At 62.6% G+C, this 18,275-nt stretch carries 21 protein-coding genes and 1 tRNA gene; 8 read left to right on the top strand and 14 right to left on the bottom strand.

Annotation, left to right across the window (positions count from 1 at the left end; genetic code table 11):
* The first annotated feature begins 22 nt into the window (after nt 1–22).
* Together prmC and grxD are read left to right on the top strand one after the other, a co-directional pair.
* Nucleotides 23–913, top strand: a complete 891-nt coding sequence (prmC, locus tag B7G53_RS10175; protein WP_255249961.1) for a peptide chain release factor N(5)-glutamine methyltransferase — start codon at nt 23–25, stop codon at nt 911–913.
* Between the two features lie 98 nt (nt 914–1,011).
* Nucleotides 1,012–1,332, top strand: a complete 321-nt coding sequence (gene grxD, locus B7G53_RS10170) for a Grx4 family monothiol glutaredoxin (protein WP_096667198.1) — start codon at nt 1,012–1,014, stop codon at nt 1,330–1,332.
* Between the two features lie 72 nt (nt 1,333–1,404).
* On the opposite strand, the gene B7G53_RS10165 is transcribed toward grxD, so the two are convergent.
* From B7G53_RS10165 to B7G53_RS10125, 9 genes are all read right to left on the bottom strand, one after another.
* Nucleotides 1,405–1,650 carry a hypothetical protein gene (locus B7G53_RS10165; RefSeq protein WP_141396317.1) on the bottom strand — a complete coding sequence of 82 codons (246 nt, stop codon included), beginning with the start codon at nt 1,648–1,650 and terminating at the stop codon, nt 1,405–1,407.
* 80 nt (nt 1,651–1,730) lie between these two features.
* The gene (locus B7G53_RS10160) at nt 1,731–1,937 is read right to left on the bottom strand and encodes a DNA gyrase inhibitor YacG (protein ID WP_096667289.1); all 207 of its coding nucleotides are present in this window, start codon (nt 1,935–1,937) and stop codon (nt 1,731–1,733) included.
* 56 nt (nt 1,938–1,993) lie between these two features.
* On the bottom strand, nt 1,994–2,749 hold the full coding sequence (gene zapD, locus B7G53_RS10155) for a cell division protein ZapD (protein ID WP_096667194.1): 756 nt from the start codon (nt 2,747–2,749) through the stop codon (nt 1,994–1,996).
* Between the two features lie 38 nt (nt 2,750–2,787).
* Nucleotides 2,788–3,387 carry a dephospho-CoA kinase gene (coaE, locus tag B7G53_RS10150; RefSeq protein WP_096667192.1) on the bottom strand — a complete coding sequence of 200 codons (600 nt, stop codon included), beginning with the start codon at nt 3,385–3,387 and terminating at the stop codon, nt 2,788–2,790.
* 4 nt (nt 3,388–3,391) lie between these two features.
* The gene (locus B7G53_RS10145; RefSeq protein WP_096667190.1) at nt 3,392–4,252 is read right to left on the bottom strand and encodes a prepilin peptidase; all 861 of its coding nucleotides are present in this window, start codon (nt 4,250–4,252) and stop codon (nt 3,392–3,394) included.
* Nucleotides 4,252–5,469 carry a type II secretion system F family protein gene (locus B7G53_RS10140; RefSeq protein WP_096667188.1) on the bottom strand — a complete coding sequence of 406 codons (1,218 nt, stop codon included), beginning with the start codon at nt 5,467–5,469 and terminating at the stop codon, nt 4,252–4,254. The genes B7G53_RS10145 and B7G53_RS10140 overlap by 1 nt, the downstream gene beginning before the upstream one ends.
* 83 nt (nt 5,470–5,552) lie before the next feature.
* Entirely contained in the window at nt 5,553–7,289 is a 1,737-nt protein-coding gene (gene pilB, locus B7G53_RS10135) for a type IV-A pilus assembly ATPase PilB (RefSeq protein WP_096667186.1), read from the bottom strand.
* 156 nt (nt 7,290–7,445) lie between these two features.
* Nucleotides 7,446–7,522 (bottom strand) — tRNA-Pro (locus tag B7G53_RS10130).
* A 19-nt stretch (nt 7,523–7,541) separates the two neighbouring features.
* Nucleotides 7,542–8,525 (bottom strand): polyprenyl synthetase family protein, encoded by a 984-nt coding sequence (locus B7G53_RS10125; RefSeq protein WP_096667184.1) that lies wholly within the window; start codon nt 8,523–8,525, stop codon nt 7,542–7,544.
* 159 nt (nt 8,526–8,684) lie between these two features.
* On the opposite strand from B7G53_RS10125, the gene rplU reads away from it, so the two are divergent.
* The 4 genes from rplU (at nt 8,685) to proB (ending at nt 11,726) form a co-directional block, all read left to right on the top strand.
* On the top strand, nt 8,685–8,996 hold the full coding sequence (gene rplU, locus B7G53_RS10120; protein WP_096667182.1) for a 50S ribosomal protein L21: 312 nt from the start codon (nt 8,685–8,687) through the stop codon (nt 8,994–8,996).
* A gap of 28 nt (nt 8,997–9,024) precedes the next feature.
* On the top strand, nt 9,025–9,282 hold the full coding sequence (gene rpmA, locus B7G53_RS10115) for a 50S ribosomal protein L27 (protein WP_096667180.1): 258 nt from the start codon (nt 9,025–9,027) through the stop codon (nt 9,280–9,282).
* Between the two features lie 131 nt (nt 9,283–9,413).
* Nucleotides 9,414–10,499: an Obg family GTPase CgtA gene (gene cgtA, locus B7G53_RS10110; protein ID WP_096667178.1), complete on the top strand. Its 1,086-nt coding sequence runs from the start codon at nt 9,414–9,416 to the stop codon at nt 10,497–10,499.
* A 90-nt stretch (nt 10,500–10,589) separates the two neighbouring features.
* A complete protein-coding gene (gene proB / locus B7G53_RS10105) occupies nt 10,590–11,726 on the top strand; it encodes a glutamate 5-kinase (protein WP_096667176.1) in 1,137 nt (378 codons plus the stop codon).
* Here the strand turns inward: proB and B7G53_RS10100 are convergent.
* Both B7G53_RS10100 and B7G53_RS10095 read right to left on the bottom strand, forming a co-directional pair.
* Nucleotides 11,716–12,213 (bottom strand): CNP1-like family protein, encoded by a 498-nt coding sequence (locus B7G53_RS10100; protein WP_096667174.1) that lies wholly within the window; start codon nt 12,211–12,213, stop codon nt 11,716–11,718. The genes proB and B7G53_RS10100 overlap by 11 nt on opposite strands.
* Nucleotides 12,203–12,892, bottom strand: a complete 690-nt coding sequence (locus tag B7G53_RS10095; protein WP_096667172.1) for an RNA pyrophosphohydrolase — start codon at nt 12,890–12,892, stop codon at nt 12,203–12,205. The genes B7G53_RS10100 and B7G53_RS10095 overlap by 11 nt, the downstream gene beginning before the upstream one ends.
* Nucleotides 12,893–13,005: 113 nt before the next feature.
* Here B7G53_RS10095 and B7G53_RS10090 point away from each other — a divergent pair, with 113 nt between their 5' ends.
* Together B7G53_RS10090 and B7G53_RS10085 are read left to right on the top strand one after the other, a co-directional pair.
* A complete protein-coding gene (locus B7G53_RS10090) occupies nt 13,006–14,751 on the top strand; it encodes a proline--tRNA ligase (RefSeq protein ID WP_096667171.1) in 1,746 nt (581 codons plus the stop codon).
* Between the two features lie 5 nt (nt 14,752–14,756).
* Nucleotides 14,757–15,440: a lytic transglycosylase domain-containing protein gene (locus B7G53_RS10085; protein WP_255249960.1), complete on the top strand. Its 684-nt coding sequence runs from the start codon at nt 14,757–14,759 to the stop codon at nt 15,438–15,440.
* 126 nt (nt 15,441–15,566) lie between these two features.
* Here B7G53_RS10085 and B7G53_RS10080 read toward each other — a convergent pair whose 3' ends face one another.
* The 3 genes from B7G53_RS10080 to argJ are packed head-to-tail and all read right to left on the bottom strand — an operon-like array spanning nt 15,567 to nt 18,273.
* Nucleotides 15,567–16,037: an NUDIX domain-containing protein gene (locus B7G53_RS10080; RefSeq protein WP_096667169.1), complete on the bottom strand. Its 471-nt coding sequence runs from the start codon at nt 16,035–16,037 to the stop codon at nt 15,567–15,569.
* On the bottom strand, nt 16,034–17,014 hold the full coding sequence (locus B7G53_RS10075) for an ATP-binding protein (protein ID WP_096667167.1): 981 nt from the start codon (nt 17,012–17,014) through the stop codon (nt 16,034–16,036). The genes B7G53_RS10080 and B7G53_RS10075 overlap by 4 nt, the downstream gene beginning before the upstream one ends.
* Nucleotides 17,015–17,031: 17 nt before the next feature.
* Nucleotides 17,032–18,273 (bottom strand): bifunctional glutamate N-acetyltransferase/amino-acid acetyltransferase ArgJ, encoded by a 1,242-nt coding sequence (argJ, locus tag B7G53_RS10070; RefSeq protein WP_096667285.1) that lies wholly within the window; start codon nt 18,271–18,273, stop codon nt 17,032–17,034.
* Nucleotides 18,274–18,275 lie beyond the last annotated feature (2 nt).

The raw sequence follows: 18,275 nt of genomic DNA, 5'->3' as shown, positions 1-18,275 counted from the left end.
CCTGTTTTAATAGCAAATCACCGTGACTGACGCCCTCCCCGTGACCACCCTCACCTGCGCGCAGGCACTGACCGCCGCCCGGACATTGGGGCTGGAGCGGCTGGACGCCCAGCTGCTGCTGCTGCACGCGCTGGGCAAACCCGGCGCCGACCGCGCCTGGCTGCTCACGCATGACACGACCCCTTTGCCGGCAGAGGCGGCGCAGTATTTCCACGAACTCAGCCTGCGCCGCACCGCCGGTGAACCGCTGGCCTATCTGGTCGGCAGCAAGGCGTTCTTCGGCCTGGAACTGCAGGTTGATGGCCGCGTGCTGGTGCCGCGTCCGGACACGGAAACCCTGGTGGAATGGGCGCTGCAACAACTGGCCCAAGCGGGCATGCCGGCGTCCGCCCGGGTGCTCGACCTGGGCACCGGCAGCGGCGCGATTGCCCTGGCACTAAAAAAAACCCGGCCCGCACTTGAGGTCACGGCGGTCGATGCCAGCAGCGATGCGCTGGCGGTGGCGGTGGCCAACGCCGAGCAGCACCAGTTGCCAGTTCATTTCCTGCAAAGCAACTGGTTCGAAAATATAGGTGGGCCCTTTCACCTGATTGTCAGCAATCCGCCCTATGTGGCCGATGCCGATCCGCATTTGCCCGCCCTGCACCATGAACCCATCCAGGCATTGACGGCAGGAAAAGACGGCCTGGACGATCTCCGGCGAATCATCGCGCAGGCGCCGGCCTACCTGCAGCCGCAAGGCTGGCTGCTGCTCGAACACGGCTACGACCAGGCCCGGGCGGTGTGCGAACTGCTCCAGCAGCGGGGCTTTGCCGAAGTGCAAAGCCGGGCCGACCTGGCGGGCACCCTCCGCTGTTCGGGCGGGCGCTGGCCCGCCCCCGTTCTGCCCACCAACAGCCAAACGGCGGGATAATCCCCCATTGATTTACCGCGTCTGACATCCATTTATTTGAGCAAAGCAAAGGCCGACTTTCCCTCGGCCGCCAACCACTCCCATCCAAAGGACCCCTCATGAACGATACCCAGCAACGCATTGACCAGATCGTCAAGTCCAGTGAGGTTGTGCTTTTCATGAAAGGCACGGCCCAGTTCCCCATGTGCGGTTTTTCCGGACGCGCGATCCAGGTGCTCAAAGCCTGCGGCGTGACCAAGCCCGCCACCGTGAACGTGCTCGAAGACGAAGAGATCCGCCACGGCATCAAGGAATACAGCAACTGGCCGACCATTCCCCAGCTGTATGTGAAAGGCGAATTTGTCGGCGGCTCTGACATCATGATGGAGATGTACGAGAGCGGCGAATTGCAGCAGGTGTTGGGCACACCCGCCGAATAAAACCCTTCCCAGACCTTCCCCGCAAGCCTGCCCGGCACCGGCAGGTCATGGCGCCTTCAGGTCTGCCGGCTTTTACTGGGTGTACCCTTCACACGCCCCGGCATTGACGCGGCCCTTGCACTCGCGCTTGAGCCTGGCAGAGCGCTCCCTGGCGGTTTCCTGCGAGCCGGGCATGAACTTGACGCTTTTGCCTGGCGGGGCGCTGACCTTTTTCTGGGCCTTCTTGCTGGCCGCCAGGCTGGGGCCAGCCGCAAAGCCGAGCAGCAGGGTCGCCGCCAACACGGCCGCCGTGCGGCGCGCCAAGGATGCTTGAGTCATGGTCCCTCTCCTCCCTGTTGACCGACGGCCTGCCATTTTTTCCGTTCTGCCGTCTTGCCGTTTTTACACGATGACCGGCCCTATTGCAATCGGGCGTCGCCGTAGATCTGGTCATCCGGCGGTGCGTCGGCCGGCATGCGAAAACCCTCGCTGGCCCAGGCGCCCAGATCGATATTTTTGCAGCGCTCACTGCAAAAAGGCCTGAACCGGTTTTCCGGCGCATAAATGCTGGGGCCGCCGCAGGTGGGGCAGACCACTGTTTTGGGTGGGGGCTGGTCTGGGTTCATCATCGGGAATTCAAGCTGGAAATCAGGGGGTCAGCACTTGCGTCGACAGGCCGGTTTCAGGAACAAAGCGTCAGTTCAAACGCGGCGTCGTCGGTGCAGGCGTGCAGCCGGTCGTCGCTTTCATGGCGCATGAGGCGCACGGAAACCATCAGGCGGTTGCCGCTGATCTCCGGAATCAGCCCCAGGCCCGGATCGATCAGCAGGCGCAGAAGCTGGAAAGTACGTCCCTGCGGCAGGGTTTGCTGGTACTGCCCGCCCGCCGCCACGACTTTTTGCGGCAGACCGGAGTCGCGCAGCAGCTTGAGCAACATCCGGACCGACTCGGCCAGCGGCACCAGCGTGGCGATCCAGCGCTGCAAGTCCTGCTGCCGCTGGTGTGCGTCAAAGTGTTGCCAGGCAAAATAGGCGGGAAGATCGAATTCACAGGTTCCGCCGGGGATGCCGATGCGGCTGCGAATGCTCATGAGCCAGTCGTTTTCGGTCAGGGACTGCCCCGCTTTTCCGGGCAGGCTGTTCAAGGCCGCAAAACAACCATCGAGCCGACCGGTGACCTCATCCAGCACCGCCTCGGAAATCGCCGGGTTGCCGCGGTAGCCGTTGAGCGTGTGTTTCTGCCGGTCCAGGTCCTTGAGTACATCGGTCTTCAGGTCGGCACGGGCCGCCACGTCCATGATTTCGAAAATGGTCGTGATGGCGTAATGGTGGTCGGTCGGATGTTCACGCACGGCCAGCTCACCCAAGCGGTGAAACAAATGCTCAAGTCGCAAATAGGTACGAATGCGTTCGTTGAAGGGATACTCGTAAAGGATCACTGCGATATATCTTTTTCAGCGGGTTGGTTGTCCATCCATCATAGCCCGAAGCGCTGCGACAGTTGCTGAACCATCACCGCCAGCGCGGCCAGTGACAGGGGCGCATCGTTGTAAATGCAGATGTCGGCGGCGGCGAGCCGCTGGTCGCGGCTGGCCTGTCCGGCCATGACACGTTCTACCGCTTCACGCGTCCATCCGTTACGCGCCATCACCCGGCTGACCTGGGTTGCCTCGCTGCAGTCCACCACCAGCACCTGGTCCACACGCTGGCGCCAGCGCCCTGACTCGACCAGCAGGGGAACATCAAACACGATGCAGGCACTGGCGGCCCGCGCTGCCAGACGGGCGGTTTCTTCGCCGACCAGCGGATGCACAATGGCTTCCAGCTGCTTTTTTGCCCCGGCATCCGCAAAAACCAGCTCGCGCATCGCGTCGCGGTTCAAGCCGCCTTCCGGCGTGATGAACCGGGTACCAAACTGCCTGGCAAGCTGGTCCATGGCAACTCCCCCCGGCGCCGTGACCTGGCGCGCGATGGCGTCGGAATCAATCACTGCGGCGCCGCAGTCGGCCAGCATGGCGGCAACCGTGCTTTTTCCGCTGCCAATGCCGCCCGTCAAGCCCACACGCAACGCCCGCATAAGGCTACAAGCCGATGAAGCGCAGGATGGACTGGGGACCAAACACCATGGCCGTCAACCCCGCACCTGCCAGGAAAGGACCAAAGGGCACATACCCTCCTTCACGCAAGCCGCTGGAGAACTTCAACGCGATGCCGACCAGGGCACCGATCACCGACGCCATCAGGATCATCGGCACCAGCGCGCTCCAGCCGAACCAGGCCCCCAGGGCCGCAAAAAGCTTGAAATCTCCGTAACCCATGCCTTCCTTGCCGGTCACCAGTTTGAAAACCCAGTACACCAGCCACAAGGACAGGTAACCGGCCACCGACCCCCACAGGGCATCCATGAGTTGCACCGCCGGGTTCCAGCCCAGCGCGGCGACGATCAACCCCGCCCAGAGCAGCGGCAGGGTCACGTCGTCCGGCAACAGCGTGGTGTCCCAGTCAATCAGCGCCAGTGCCAGCAAGGTGGCGGCAAAACCGCTCCAGGCCAGGCCGGTGGCGGTCAAGCCCCAGCGCCAGGCGCAAAAAAAGAACAAGGCACCGGTGACGGCCTCCACCAGCGGATAGCGCCAGCCGAATTTCGTGCCACAGACAGAACATTTCCCCCGCAGAAAAAGGTAACTCAGGACGGGAATATTTTCGTACCAGTCAATCACATGACCGCAGCTTGAGCAGCGGGAACGGGGCACCATCAGATTGAATTTTTCGGCGCTGTCTGCGGCCTTGCCGGCAAGCTCGGCGCATTCCGCTGCCCACTGCCGCTCCATCATTTTCGGCAAGCGGTAAATGACCACATTGAGGAAACTGCCAACCAGCAGCCCCAGGATACCGGCCAGCGCGGCGTTGAATTCGACCGGCAAGCCGAGCGCGAGCCCGGGCATCAGACCACTTGACCCAGTTTGAAGATCGGCAGGTACATGGACACCACAATCCCGCCGATCAGGCCACCGAGGAACACGATGATGATGGGTTCCATCAGGCTGGACAGGCCTGCCACCATTTCATCGACTTCGGCCTCATAAAAGTCTGCCGCTTTGCCAAGCATGTGATCCACGGAACCCGACTCCTCGCCGATGGCGCACATCTGCAACACCATGGTCGGAAACAGGTTGGCATTGCCCATCGCCGCTGTCAGGCTGGTGCCGGTCGAGACTTCCTGCTGGATTTTCCGGGTGGCATCCTCGTAAAGGGAGTTGCCGGAGGCGCCCCCGACCGAGTCCAGCGCCTCCACCAGCGGCACACCGGCGGCGAACATGGTCGACAGCGTGCGCGTCCAGCGGGCGATGCAGGATTTTTCAATCAGGGCGCCAAACACCGGCACTTTCAGCAAGAGCCGGTCCATGAATCGCTGCACTTTTTCGTTGCGTTTCCAGGCCTGCATGAAAAAGTAGACTCCCCCGCCCACGCTGCCAAAAATAAGCCACCAGTAAGCCACAAAAAACTCGCTGATCGCCATCACAAACAAGGTCGGGGCCGGCAAATCCGCACCGAAAGAGGAGAACACCTCCTTGAACGCGGGAATGACGAAAATCATGATCACCGCGACCACCACAAACGCCACCACCACCACCGAGGTCGGGTACATCAGTGCCGACTTGATTTTCGACTTGATGGCCTCGGTTTTTTCCATGTAAACCGCGAGGCGGTCCAACAAGGCCTCCAGAATACCCGCCGCCTCGCCGGCTTCCACCAGATTGCAATACAGCGCATTGAAGTACAGCGGGTACTTGCGGAAGGCGGCGCTCAGGGACGTCCCGGTTTCCACATCGGTGCGCACGTCATTGAGCAGTTTGGTCACGCTGGCATTGGGGTTGCCGCGCCCGACAATGTCGAAAGCCTGCAGCAGCGGCACGCCGGCCTTCATCATGGTGGCCAGCTGACGCGTGAAAATGGCGATATCCCGGGGCTTGATGGACTTGCCCGAACGCATGCTGCGCTTCTTGATCTTGGTCGCCAGTACGCCCTGCCGGCGCAAGGAGGCCTTGACCTGGTTTTCCCCCACAGCCCGGGTTTCACCCCGCACCTGCTTGCCATTGCGATCCTTGCCTTCCCACTCGAAGACAAATTCCTTGATGTCTCTGGATGCTGCAGTTGCCATGGTGCCTTCTTCAGTAAGGAAGTGATGTTGGGGACTCGAAACGTCCTGCGACGCGACCGACCAGCCTGTTGGACAGCCAGTGCCTACACATTGGTGCAGGCCAGGACTTCCTCGAGCGAGGTCATGCCGAGTTTGACTTTGTGCAGACCCGCTCCGCGCAGACTTTTGACACCTTCGCTCTCTGCCTGCGCAGCGATTTCGAGCGCGCTGCCGTCGCGCAGGATGATGCGCTGGAGTTCCTCGGTGATGGGCATGACCTGGTATACCCCGACCCGGCCCTTGTAACCGTTGTTGCACATGGAGCAGCCGACCGGCCGGTAAGGCGTCCATGTGCCATCCACATCCTCTTCCTTGAACCCGGCTTCCAGCAAGGTCTCACGCGGGATATCGGCGGGTGCCTTGCAGTTGGGGCAAAGACGCCGCGCCAGGCGCTGGGCCGTGATCAGGATGACACTCGAGGCAATGTTGAAGGGAGCAATGCCCATGTTGCGCAGGCGCGTCAACGTGGCGGGCGCATCGTTGGTATGCAGGGTGGACAGCACCAGGTGGCCAGTCTGGGCAGCCTTGATGGAAATTTCGGCGGTTTCCAGATCACGGATCTCGCCAACCATGATGATGTCCGGATCCTGCCGCAAAAAGGCTTTCAGGGCCACGGAAAAGGTCAGGCCGGCCTTGTCGTTCATGCTGACCTGGTTGACGCCAGGCAGGTTGATCTCGGCCGGGTCCTCGGCCGTGGCGATGTTCACGCCCGGCTTGTTCAGGATATTCAGGCAGGTGTACAGGGACACGGTTTTGCCGGAGCCGGTCGGACCGGTCACCAGCACCATGCCGTAGGGACGCTGCACAGCCTTGAGCAGGCGCTCCTTTTCAATGGGCTCGTAACCCAGCGCGTCAATGCCGAGTTTGGCGCTGCTCGGATCCAGGATACGGATCACGATCTTTTCACCGAACATGGTGGGCAAGGTGCTGACCCGGAAATCGATCACGCGGTCGGGACCGATCTTCAGCTTCATCTTCCCGTCTTGAGGAACCCGCTTTTCCGAAATGTCCATTTTCGAGATGACCTTGATCCGCGAGGCCAGCTTCTCCTTGATGGCCACGGGCGGCGAGGCAATCTCGCGCAACTCGCCGTCGATGCGAAAACGCACCCGGTAGGTGTGCTCGTAAGGTTCGAAGTGCAGGTCCGAGGCCCGCATGCTGAATGCATCGAGCAGCATTTTGTGCAGGAACTTGACAACCGGCGCGTCCTCGACCTCCGAAACACCGGTGTCGTTGCTGTCCGCGCTGGCCGCCTCGGCGGTGGATTCATCAAATTCAAAATCATCGCCAATGATGCTGTCCATGGCCTCGGACGCGGTGGTGGCAGACGCCTCCACCATCTTGGACAGCTTGTCGTATTCGGCGATGACCCAGTCCACCCCCATCTGGGTGGAAAACTTGATCTTTTCTGCAGCCTCCTGATCGGACGGGTCCGCCGTCGCGACGATCAGCCGGTTGCTGCGCTTGCTGAGAACCACAATCCGGTATGCCTGACAGATTTTGGCGTCCAGCAAACCCTTGGGCAGGCGCTGTGTGTCTATCGCATTCAAGTCAAGAAGGGGGGCCGCAAACGCGGTGGACATGGTGTGCGCGAGGTCCGACGGGGATACCGCGCCGGAACCCGTCAATTCGGCGATAAAGCTGGTACGCCCGCTTTGGGCCTTGCGAAAGATGTCCTCCGCAGCCTTCTGCCCCAGCTTGCCGGCAATGACCAACGCCCTGCCCAAGCCGGGCAATGCCAGCGCGGCGGGTGCATTGCTTACAGAATCGACAGCTGCCATGGTTTTTAGAATCCAGCCCGAATTGACAAAATTGACATCATCGCCGATAGATCTGGCGGTGTAAATCTAAATGCGTTCTGCCTCTGACCCGGTGTTGGAACAAAGCAAAGATCAGCCATCCGCGGACGGGATGGGGGAACGGGAGGGACCCAGGAATGGTCGGGGTGAGAGGATTCGAACCTCCGGCCTCTACGTCCCGAACGTAGCGCTCTACCAGGCTAAGCTACACCCCGACAGGTGCCCAGTCCGGCGTCAGGAACGACGCTGCAGCAGCTGGGATGCCAATTGTAGCAAGGCCCCGCTGTAGGGGTTGACCCCAAGCGCCGTGAGTGCCTGGACAGCGCGTTGAGCCTCCGCCGCGGCGGCGTCCCGCGTCGCCTGCAGGGCGCCAGTCTTTCGGACAATGGCCACAATTTCGGGCAGCTGCCCCGTCCCGCCGGTTTCGATGGCTTGCCGGATGGTGGCCTGCTCATCCGCGGTGCCGCGCTGCATGGCGATGATCAGCGGCAGCGTCGCCTTGCCCTCGCGCAGGTCGTCCCCGAGGTTTTTCCCCATTTCCTCGGCATCACCGTCATAGTCCAGCACATCGTCAATCACCTGGAAGGCGGTTCCCAATGCCTGTCCGTAATCGGCGCAGGCAAGCTCTATGTCAGCCGGCGCCTGCGCCAGCAATGCAGCCAGCCGGGCGCTCGCCTCGAACAGCTTGGCGGTTTTGGAGCGGATCACACGCAAATAGCCTTCTTCGGACAGGCCGGCGTCGTGCATGTTCATCAATTGCAGCACTTCACCTTCGGCAATGATGTTGGTGGCCTCGGCCAGGGTTTGCATGACGCGCATGTCGCCAGCATCGACCATCATCTGGAAGGCCCTGGAATACAGAAAATCCCCCACCAGAACACTGGCCGGGTTGCCAAAAGCAGCGTTGGCGGTGGCCCGGCCCCGGCGCAGGGCAGACTCGTCCACCACGTCATCATGGAGCAAGGTCGCCGTATGTATGAATTCCACCACGGCGGCCAGATTGAAACGCTGCTCGCCCCGATAACCCAAAGCGCCGCACATCAGCAGCAGCAGCGCAGGGCGAAGGCGCTTGCCACCGGCGGCGATGATGTACTGCGATACCTGGCTGACCAGGGGCACCTCGGTGCTCAGGCGGCGTGCGATCACGGCGTCCATGGCCTGCATGTCGTCGGCAATCAGGGCCAGTGCGGCGGCGGTGCTAGAAGAATTTACAGACAAAACGGTCCAGACATGAGATTTCAGGAATTATAGAAAGCAAGCCCCCAGCCGGCACACCCGGCGGCGCCGAAACGAGGGTTCTGCGCCAAATAATGGCGCCGTGCTAGAATATAAGGCTCTGTGGAAATCCGTCCGCAGAACTCACATACGAGGTCTCACATGTACGCGGTCATAAAAACCGGCGGCAAACAATACAAAGTTGCCACTGGTGAAAAAATTAAAGTAGAACAGATTGCTGCGGACGTAGGCCAAGAGATCGTTATTGACCAGGTATTGGCTGTCGGAAGCGGCAGCACAATCACGGTTGGTACGCCCTTGGTGTCCGGCGCTACTGTTACGGTAACTGTCCTGTCTCACGGCAGGGGCGACAAAGTGCGCATTTTCAAAATGCGTCGTCGCAAGCACTACCAAAAACGTCAAGGTCACCGTCAGAACTTCACGGAACTGCAAATCGGCGCCATCGCCGGTTAAGCAGCGACGCACCAAGGAGTATTGAAAAATGGCACAGAAAAAAGGCGGCGGCTCTACGCGAAACGGGCGCGATTCCAAGCCAAAGATGCTGGGCGTCAAGAAGTTCGGCGGCGAAGTGATCAACGCAGGCAGCATCATCGTGCGCCAGCGTGGCACCAAGTTCCATCCGGGCGTCAATGTCGGCATCGGCAAGGACCACACCCTGTTTGCACTGGTGGACGGTTCGGTATCGTTTGCTGTCAAGGGCGCGCTGAACAAGCACACCGTCAACGTGACTCCAGCGTAAGCTGATCACTTCGATGGCATCGAAGCCCCGCTTGGTCGGGGCTTTGTTGTTTGAGCCCCCTCTTGTTTTCCAATCTTTGTAACCTATCTTCAGAATACAGGCAGCCCCTGCTGCCGGCCCCCTTTTAAATCATGAAATTTGTCGACGAAGCCTATATTGACATCGCCGCTGGCGATGGCGGGAGTGGCTGCGTCTCCTTCCGCCATGAGAAGTACAAGGAGTTCGGTGGCCCCAACGGGGGGGACGGCGGCCGCGGCGGGCATGTGTATGCCCTGGCGGACGTGAACCTGAACACCTTGGTGGATTTCCGGTTTTCGCGCCGCCACCATGCGCGCAATGGCGAGCATGGCATGGGCTCGGACATGTTTGGCGCCAAGGGCGACGACATCATCCTCAAGATGCCGGTAGGCACCATCCTGACCGACGCCGAAACCGGCGAGGTTCTGTATGAGCTGCTGGTCCCCGGCGAGGAAGTGCTGATCGCCAAGGGCGGCGACGGCGGCTTTGGCAACCTGCGCTTCAAGAGTTCGACCAACCGCGCGCCGCGCAGCAAGACGCCAGGCTGGCCCGGTGAACACAAAAGCCTCAAGCTGGAATTGAAAGTGCTGGCCGACGTCGGCCTGCTGGGCATGCCCAATGCGGGCAAGTCCACCTTCATTTCGGCCATTTCCAACGCCAGACCGCGTATTGCCGACTACCCCTTTACCACCCTGCACCCCAACCTGGGCGTGGTACGTGTGGGGCCGGAGCAGAGTTTTGTGGTCGCCGACCTGCCCGGTCTGATCGAGGGCGCATCCGAAGGTGCCGGCCTGGGACACCTGTTCCTGCGCCATCTGCAGCGCACCCGGCTGCTGCTGCACATCGTGGACATGGCGCCGTTTGACGACAACGTCGACCCGGTTGCACAGGCCAAGGCGATTGTCGGCGAGCTCAAGAAGTACGATGCGGCGCTGTATGACAAGCCGCGCTGGCTCGTGCTCAACAAGCTCGACATGGTGGATGCGGACAAGCGTGCCGCGCTGGTCAAGGACTTTGTCAAACGCTTCAAGTTCAAGGGACCGGTCTTCGAGATCTCGGCCCTGACGCGCGAAGGCTGCGAGCAGCTGGTCAAGACGATTTACCAGCATGTCAAGTCGGTGCAAAAAAGCGAGCAGGAGCCGGAAGAGGTCGACCCGCGTTTTGCGGAGTTGCCGGCAGAGCCACCGGCGGCCGCCTGAAACGCCCGCAGCCGCCCTTTTGCCGCGCTACTTAAACAGTAGCTACTCGCATCCAGCCACCATGGGCTGGAGCACTAAAATACCCTGACCATGCAGGAAAAAACAGCGTCCACCGTCCTCCTCAACGCCAGACGCATCGTCGTCAAGGTCGGCTCCAGCCTGGTCACCGACGAAGGCCGGGGGCTGGATGCGCAGGCCATCGGGCAGTGGTGCCAGCAACTCGCCGTGCTGGTCAAAAGCGGGCGTGAAGTCATCATGGTCAGCAGCGGCGCCATCGCCGAGGGCATGAAACGGCTGGGCTGGGCCACGCGCCCCAAGGCCATCCATGAACTGCAGGCCGCTGCCGCGGTCGGCCAGATGGGTCTGGTGCAGGTCTACGAAAGCCAGCTGCGCGAAAACGGCGTCGGCAGTGCCCAGGTGCTGCTCACCCACGCCGACCTCGCCGATCGCGAACGGTATCTCAATGCCCGCTCCACCCTGCTGACCTTGCTGCAGCTCGGTGTGGTGCCGGTGATCAATGAAAACGACACCGTGGTCAACGACGAGATCAAGTTCGGCGACAACGACACCCTGGGTGCGCTGGTGGCCAACCTCGTGGACGCGGACGTGCTGGTCATCCTGACGGACCAGAAGGGCCTGTACACCGCCGACCCGCGCAAGGATGCCTCGGCGCGGTTTGTCCATGAGGCCCATGCCGGTGACCCGGCGCTGGAAGCCATGGCGGGCGGCGCCGGCTCCAGCATCGGCAAGGGCGGCATGATCACGAAAATCCTGGCGGCCAAACGTGCCGCTGGCTCCGGCGCCTCCACCGTGATTGCCTGGGGCCGTGAACCGAATGCCCTGATCCGCCTGACGCAAGGCGAGGCCATCGGCACGCTGCTGGTTGCCCAGACCGGGAAGACCCAGGCCCGCAAGCAATGGATCGCCGACCACCTGCAACTGCGTGGTGCGGTGACAGTCGACGCCGGCGCGGCCATCAAGGTGCGCGACGAGGGCAAAAGCCTGCTGCCCATCGGCATGACCACCGTGCAGGGCGAATTTTCCCGGGGAGACGTGATTGCCATCCGCGACGGTGACGGCACCGAAGTCGCCCGCGGGTTGGCCAACTACTCCAGCGCGGAGGCCCGGCTGATCTGCCGCAAACCTTCTTCAGAATTTGAAAAGCTGCTGGGTTACACCGGTGAAGCCGAAATGATTCACCGGACCAACCTGGTGCTTACGGCCTGAGCCCCTGGGTCTTCAGCAGGCGGACCATTTCCTCGACCGAGGTCGGGGGCGCAGAGTTGTTGCAGGCCCCTGCCCTGGCCAGCTGCAGCGCATGCCGCGTCGCCGGGTTGCCGAAAAGCGAGCGCCACTGCGGCTCGTTCACCTTGACCCAGACGCCTTCCGGGGTGTAGCGGGCATAGGTCTTGAGCTCCCCGCTGACACAGCGCAGGCCTTCATAAAACACATTGCGCGCACCGCTGGCACTGCTCGCAACCATCACGTAGCGGACAATTCCGTCGTCCGAGATGCGCAAGGTGGCCGGATCCACGCCAAAAACCAGCGAGGAACCCGCCACCTCAAAAGTCAGAAGTTTTCGCGTGTCAAAAGCCGATGGCGCTGGCACCTCGCCTTCTTTCCAGTCGAGGGGATCGGTATTGACATGGGGCTGCGCCCAGGCCGTCAGGGAAAGGCCCAGCAAACATGCCACCCCCCAGGATTTAAATGTCATGCTTGTCTTTTCTGGTAGCCGCCATGAAGCTGGTTTGGGGATCGGGTTCAAAGGTTGCGCCGGGCGGCAACTCGAACGATGCGCCGGGCATGCCGGCACCGCGCAGCCCCGGCTCGCCCGGACCGGCATCGGCTGGATCGCGGTGGCGCATGCCGCCGCGCAGATAGCGGTTCCGGTGGTCGGGCCGCGGCTCGAAGCGATTTTCAAAACGCGGTACAAAACGCGACAGTTCGGTCAGCGCCATTTCATAGACGCCGCGCTTGAATTCAACGACCACATCCAGCGGAACCCAGTAGTCGTTCCAGCGCCAGGCGTCGAACTCCGGATGGTCGGTCGCGCGCAGGTTCAAGTCCCAGTCGTGACCGACCAGTTGCAGGAGAAACCAGATCTGTTTCTGGCCTTTGTAATGTCCGCGCGCATCGCGGCGGATAAACCGGTCAGGCACCTCATAGCGCAACCAGTCCCGGGTCCGGGCAAGCAACTGCACATGTTGCGGCATCAGCCCCACTTCTTCGTGCAGTTCGCGGAACATGGCCTGCTCGGGATTTTCGCCCCGATCAATGCCACCCTGCGGAAACTGCCACGAGTGGGTACGGATACGCTTGCCCCAAAATACCTGACTTCTCTGGTTGAGCAAGATGATGCCGACGTTGGGCCGAAAGCCGTCCCGGTCAAGCATAATCAAACCTCAATTTTTTAAACTGAGTCCATTATGCACAGCAGAATGCTCAGAGCCAAGCGCACGCCGGGGCGGCAGTCCCAAAAACCTCACGAAGCCCGGAAAAACCGTCCATGAAAGCCTCCCAGTTCTTCATTTCCACCCTCAAGGAAGCGCCCGCCGACGCCGAGGTGGTGAGCCACCAGCTGATGATGCGCGCCGGCATGATCAAGAAACTGGGCGCCGGCATCTACAACTACATGCCCATGGGCCTGCGCGTCATCCGCAAGGTGGAAGCCATCGTGCGCGAAGAGATGAACCGCGCCGGCGCCGTTGAAATGAGCATGCCAGTGATCCAGCCGGCCGAGCTCTGGCAGGAAACCGGCCGGTTTGCATCCATGGGGCCGGAGCTGCTGCGCATCAAGGACCGCCATGGCCGCGACTTTGTGGTGCAGCCGACCAGCGAGGAAGTCGTGACCGACGTGATGCGCCAGGACATCAAGAGCTACAAGCAGTTGCCGAAGAACCTGTACCAGATCCAGACCAAATTCCGCGACGAACGCCGGCCGCGCTTTGGCCTGATGCGCGGGCGTGAGTTCGTCATGAAGGACGCCTACAGCTTTGACCGCGACCAGACCGCCGCCAAAGCCAGCTACCAGGTGATGGCGCAGGCCTACCGCCGGATTTTTGACCGCTTCGGCCTGACCTACCGCGCCGTCGCGGCCGACAGCGGCGCGATTGGCGGCGACCTCAGTGAAGAGTTCCAGGTGATTGCCGCGACCGGCGAAGACGCCATCGTCTACTGCCCGGCCAGCGACTACGCCGCCAACATGGAAAAAGCCGAGGCGTTGGCGCCCCAGGCGGCGCGCCCCGATCCGGCGCAAGCCATGACCAGGACACCGACGCCGGGCAAGGCCACCTGCGCCGACGTGGCCGAACTGCTGGGGCTGCCGCTGGCTCGCACCGTCAAGTCGCTGGTGCTGGCCACCGATGAACTCAACGACTACGACGAAGTGGTCAAGACCCAGGTCTGGCTGCTGCTGCTGCGCGGCGACCACGACATGAACGAAGTCAAGCTTGGCAAGTTGCCGGGGCTCAGTGCAGGCTTCCGTTTTGCCACCGGAGAAGAGATTGACGCGCACTTTGGCTGCAAGCCGGGTTACCTCGGACCGGTGGGCTTGAAGAAGCCGCTCCACATCGTGGCCGACCGGGAGGTGGCGGTGATGAGCGACTGGATCTGCGGCGCCAATGAGGCAGACTTCCACATCACTGGCGTGAACTGGGGCCGGGACCTGCCCGAGCCCGACCTGATCGCCGACATCCGCAATGTGGTGGCTGGTGACGCCTCGCCCGACGGCCAGGGCGTGCTGGCGATCGAGCGCGGCATCGAAGTCGGCCATGTGTTCTACCTCGGCACCAAATACAGCCAGACGATGAACGCGACCTTTCTCGACGAAAACGGCAAGCCGCAATTCCTCGAAATGGGCTGTTACGGCATCGGCATCACACGCCTGCCGGCCGCCGCCATCGAGCAGAACCATGACGAGCGCGGCATCATCTGGCCGGACGCGATTGCCCCCTTCACCGTGGTGCTCTGCCCCATCAGCCCGGACCGCTTTCCCGAGGTGAAGGCGGCGGCGGAAAAGCTGCATGACGAACTGGTCACGGCCGGCGTGGACGTGATCCTGGACGACCGGGGCGAACGGCCCGGTGCCATGTTTGCCGACTGGGAACTCATCGGGGTGCCGCACCGCGTCACCATCGGCGACCGCGGCCTGAAAGACGGCCAGCTGGAATACCAGCACCGCCGCGACGCCGCATCGAGCAAGATCGCCATTGCCGACGCCTTCACTTTCCTCAAGGAAAAACTGGCCCTCTGAGCGCAATGCGGCCGTCCCACGTCTTCCTGTCGCCACCGGCACCTGTGGTCCCCGCCCTCCCCTCGGCTGCCGGACTTTCAAGAAGAAAGTGCCTGCAGTCCTTTTCCGTTCTGGGGGGATCGCTCCTATTTTCGGAGCAATCCTGGGCCGGCGCACAGATCGAAGAACCCCTGATCGACTCGGTGCGCACGGCGTTGAGTTCAGCCATCGCCAGCCAGGCGCCACCGGTGCCCGAATTTCGCGACACCGAAAGCCGCCTCGCCTACCTGCGCTGGCTGGGCGCCATGAGCGACCGGCTCTGGAAGAAAAAGCCGGAATGGCAAATCCGCAAGGAATTCCTGCAGACGGTCTGGTACGAAAGCAAACGCGCCGGCCTGGACGTGGCGCTGGTGCTGGGCCTGATCCAGGTCGAAAGCAACTTCCGTAAATTTGCGGTCAGCCGCGTCGGCGCGCGGGGTTACATGCAGGTCATGCCCTTCTGGACCCGGGTCATTGGCGACGGCGACGCCGGCAAGCTGTTTCACATGCAGACCAACCTGCGCTTTGGCTGCGTGATTCTGCGGCACTACCTGGACCGGGAAAAAGGCGACCTGTTCCTGGGCCTGGGCCGCTACAACGGCTCACGCGGCAAGGCGCCCTACCCGGATGCGGTGCTGGGTGCGAGAAAACAGTGGGAACTCACGGCCTGAGGCCGGCAATCCGGCAGCACGCCGGATTTACGAGTACAAAGTGCCGCTAGCCCTTATTCGGCAAGCGCAAGCAGCTATCAATAACAGAGCACCCCAGCGCCGCCTGCATGTAAACCGGTCAAACGGTTAAACGGCGGTGTGCGTCACGCCGGCAAACTGGCGTTCGGCTGCGAACCAGCCCAGCACCGGCAGCGTGCCCGGCAACACCGGCCTGACCGCCACCGGCAGGCGCTGCCAGGCAAACAGCTGGCCTTCGCGCATGTGCAGCTCGCCCGTCCAGTCGAAGACCTTGCAGAAGTTCAGCCGCACCAGCGCGTGCGGGTAGTCCACCAGCTCGACCTTCCAGGGCTGCACCGCGCCTATCGTGATGCCGATTTCTTCATGCAGTTCGCGGCGCAGCGCCTGCTCCACCGTCTCGCCGGCCTCCAGCTTGCCGCCCGGGAACTCCCAGTAGCCCTCGTAGACCTTGCCCGGCGGGCGCGAGGTCAGCAGGAAGTCGCCGTCCGGCCGCAGCAACACACCCACCGCGACATCCACCACCTGGCGGTCGGCGCCGCCCTCGCGCGGGCGCTCGCCGTCGGCGATCAGCACACTCATGTTGCGTGATCAGCCGCCGCGTCGCCAGGGTCGGACGCCGCAGCCGCGCTAGCAGCGGCAGCGGGCCGCTCGTAGGCGGCGATGGGTGCGGCGGCGGTGGGCCGCTGATCACTGTCACGGCCGGCGTAGTCGCGGGCGAACTGGTAGGCCACGCGGCCGCTGCGTGAGCCGCGCTCCAGTGCCCAGACCAGCGATGCCGGTTTGGCCGCGTTGATCGCCTCCTGGCCCACGCCAAACGACGACAGCCACTGCGCAACGATGGTCAGGTACTCGTCCTGGCTGAACGGGTAGAAGCTGACCCACAGGCCGAAGCGTTCGGACAGCGAGATCTTTTCCTCGACGACCTCGCCCGGATGCACCTCGCCGTCCTCGCTGCGGCTGTAGGTCAGGTTCTCGGTCATGTACTCGGGCAGCAGGTGGCGCCGGTTGCTGGTCGCGTAAATCAGCACGTTCGGCGTGGCCGCGGCGATGGAGCCGTCGAGGATGGACTTGAGTGCCTTGTAGCCGGGCTCGCCTTCCTCAAAACTCAGGTCATCACAAAACACGATGAATTTTTCGCTCAGGCCGGAGACCACGTCGACGATGTCGGGCAGGTCGGTCAGGTCGGTCTTGTCGACCTCGATCAGGCGCAGGCCGCGCGCCGAATAGGCGTTGAGGCAGGCCTTGATCAGCGAGGACTTGCCGGTGCCGCGGGCGCCGGTCAGCAGCACGTTGTTGGCGGGTTTGCCGAGCACGAACTGCTCGGTGTTGCGCCGGATTTTTTCCTTCTGGTCCTCGATTTCCTTGAGGTCGGTGAGGCGCATGTTGCCGATGTGGCGCACCGGCTCCAGCGAACCGTGGCCGGAGCTGCGCTTGCGGTAGCGGTAGGCTACCGAGGCGCTCCAGTCCGGCGCCGACAGCGGCTGCGGCAACACGGATTCAATGCGCGCCAGCAGGGATTCCGCACGCGCCATCAGGCGTTCAAATTGCTCGTTCATGTCGGTGGGGGCAGCACTCAGCTGCGGTAGTCGGCGTTGATCTTGACGTAGTCGTACGACAGGTCACAGGTCCAGACCGTGTCAACGGCTTGGCCGCGGCCCAGCGCCACGCGTACCGTGATTTCGCTTTGTTTCATCACGCGCTGGCCGTCGGCCTCGACATAGCCGGCATGCCGGCCGCCGTTTTTGGCCACCAGCACATCGTCCAGGTAAAGATCGATTTGTGTCTGGTCCAGATCGGCGATGCCGGCATAACCAACCGCCGCCAGGATGCGGCCCAGGTTGGGGTCGCTGGCAAAAAACGCCGTCTTGACCAGCGGCGAATGCGCAATCGCGTAGGCCACCTGGCGGCACTCGGCGCCGGTCTGGCCGCCTTCGACGCGGATGGTGATGAACTTGGTCGCACCTTCGCCGTCACGCACAATCGCCTGCGCCAGCTTTTTTGCGATGTCCAGCATGGCCGCCTTCAGCGCCTGGCCGTCGGGGCTGTCCAGCGCGGTGATGGGCGCATGGCTCGCGCGGTTGGTGGCCATCACCACAAAGGAGTCGTTGGTCGAGGTGTCGCCGTCCACGGTGACGCGGTTGAACGAGCCCTCGGCCAGTTCGGTGGCCAGTTGCGCCATCAGGTCCTGCGCCACACAGGCGTCGGTCGCCAGGAAGCCCAGCATGGTGGCCATGTTAGGCCGTATCATGCCGGCGCCCTTGCTGATGCCGGTGATGGCCACGGGCACGCCGCCCAGGGTGATGCGGCTGGAAAACGCCTTGGCCACGGTGTCCGTGGTCATGATAGCTTCGGCGGCCCGGCCCCAGTTGTCGGCCTTGGCATCGGCCAGTGCAGCGGGCAGGCCTGCGGCGATGCGGTCGTGCGGCAGCGGTTCCATGATCACACCGGTGGAAAACGGCAGGATCTGCTCCGGTGCGACATTGAGCGCGCGCGCCAGCGCAATGCAGCTGGCGTGCGCCCGGCTCAGGCCGTCCGCGCCGGTGCCGGCATTGGCGTTGCCGGTGTTGATCAGCATCGCGCGTATGCCCAGGCTCTGGCCGCCGTTTCGGGCAAGGTGCTCGCGGCAAATCTGCACCGGTGCGGCGCAGAAGCGGTTTTGCGTGAACACCGCACCGACCGAGGCGCCCTCATCGAGCAGCAGCACCGACAGGTCTTTGCGGCCGGCCTTGCGTATGCCCGCCTCGGCAATGCCCCAGCGCACGCCGGGCACGGGATGGAGCTGGTCGGCAGGCGTGGCAAGCAGGTTCACGGGCATGG

The sequence above is a fragment of the Polaromonas sp. AET17H-212 genome, assembly GCF_002379085.1.
GTDB lineage: Bacteria > Pseudomonadota > Gammaproteobacteria > Burkholderiales > Burkholderiaceae_C > Polaromonas.
Note: the sequence above shows the minus strand (reverse complement) of the source record. Positions and strands in the feature narration are given on the sequence as shown.

Coding starts and splice junctions, on each gene's coding strand:
- rplU (WP_096667182.1), top strand. CDS start 8,685: ATGTACGCGGTCATAAAAACCGGCGGCAAACAATACAAAGTTGCCACT.
- B7G53_RS10100 (WP_096667174.1), bottom strand. CDS start 12,213: ATGACATTTAAATCCTGGGGGGTGGCATGTTTGCTGGGCCTTTCCCTG.
- B7G53_RS10140 (WP_096667188.1), bottom strand. CDS start 5,469: ATGGCAACTGCAGCATCCAGAGACATCAAGGAATTTGTCTTCGAGTGG.
- B7G53_RS10090 (WP_096667171.1), top strand. CDS start 13,006: ATGAAAGCCTCCCAGTTCTTCATTTCCACCCTCAAGGAAGCGCCCGCC.
- B7G53_RS10165 (WP_141396317.1), bottom strand. CDS start 1,650: ATGACTCAAGCATCCTTGGCGCGCCGCACGGCGGCCGTGTTGGCGGCG.
- argJ (WP_096667285.1), bottom strand. CDS start 18,273: ATGCCCGTGAACCTGCTTGCCACGCCTGCCGACCAGCTCCATCCCGTG.
- pilB (WP_096667186.1), bottom strand. CDS start 7,289: ATGGCAGCTGTCGATTCTGTAAGCAATGCACCCGCCGCGCTGGCATTG.
- B7G53_RS10080 (WP_096667169.1), bottom strand. CDS start 16,037: ATGAGTGTGCTGATCGCCGACGGCGAGCGCCCGCGCGAGGGCGGCGCC.
- B7G53_RS10160 (WP_096667289.1), bottom strand. CDS start 1,937: ATGAACCCAGACCAGCCCCCACCCAAAACAGTGGTCTGCCCCACCTGC.
- B7G53_RS10145 (WP_096667190.1), bottom strand. CDS start 4,252: ATGCCCGGGCTCGCGCTCGGCTTGCCGGTCGAATTCAACGCCGCGCTG.
- B7G53_RS10085 (WP_255249960.1), top strand. CDS start 14,757: ATGCGGCCGTCCCACGTCTTCCTGTCGCCACCGGCACCTGTGGTCCCC.
- coaE (WP_096667192.1), bottom strand. CDS start 3,387: ATGCGGGCGTTGCGTGTGGGCTTGACGGGCGGCATTGGCAGCGGAAAA.
- B7G53_RS10095 (WP_096667172.1), bottom strand. CDS start 12,892: ATGCTTGACCGGGACGGCTTTCGGCCCAACGTCGGCATCATCTTGCTC.
- B7G53_RS10075 (WP_096667167.1), bottom strand. CDS start 17,014: ATGAACGAGCAATTTGAACGCCTGATGGCGCGTGCGGAATCCCTGCTG.
- proB (WP_096667176.1), top strand. CDS start 10,590: ATGCAGGAAAAAACAGCGTCCACCGTCCTCCTCAACGCCAGACGCATC.
- rpmA (WP_096667180.1), top strand. CDS start 9,025: ATGGCACAGAAAAAAGGCGGCGGCTCTACGCGAAACGGGCGCGATTCC.
- cgtA (WP_096667178.1), top strand. CDS start 9,414: ATGAAATTTGTCGACGAAGCCTATATTGACATCGCCGCTGGCGATGGC.
- grxD (WP_096667198.1), top strand. CDS start 1,012: ATGAACGATACCCAGCAACGCATTGACCAGATCGTCAAGTCCAGTGAG.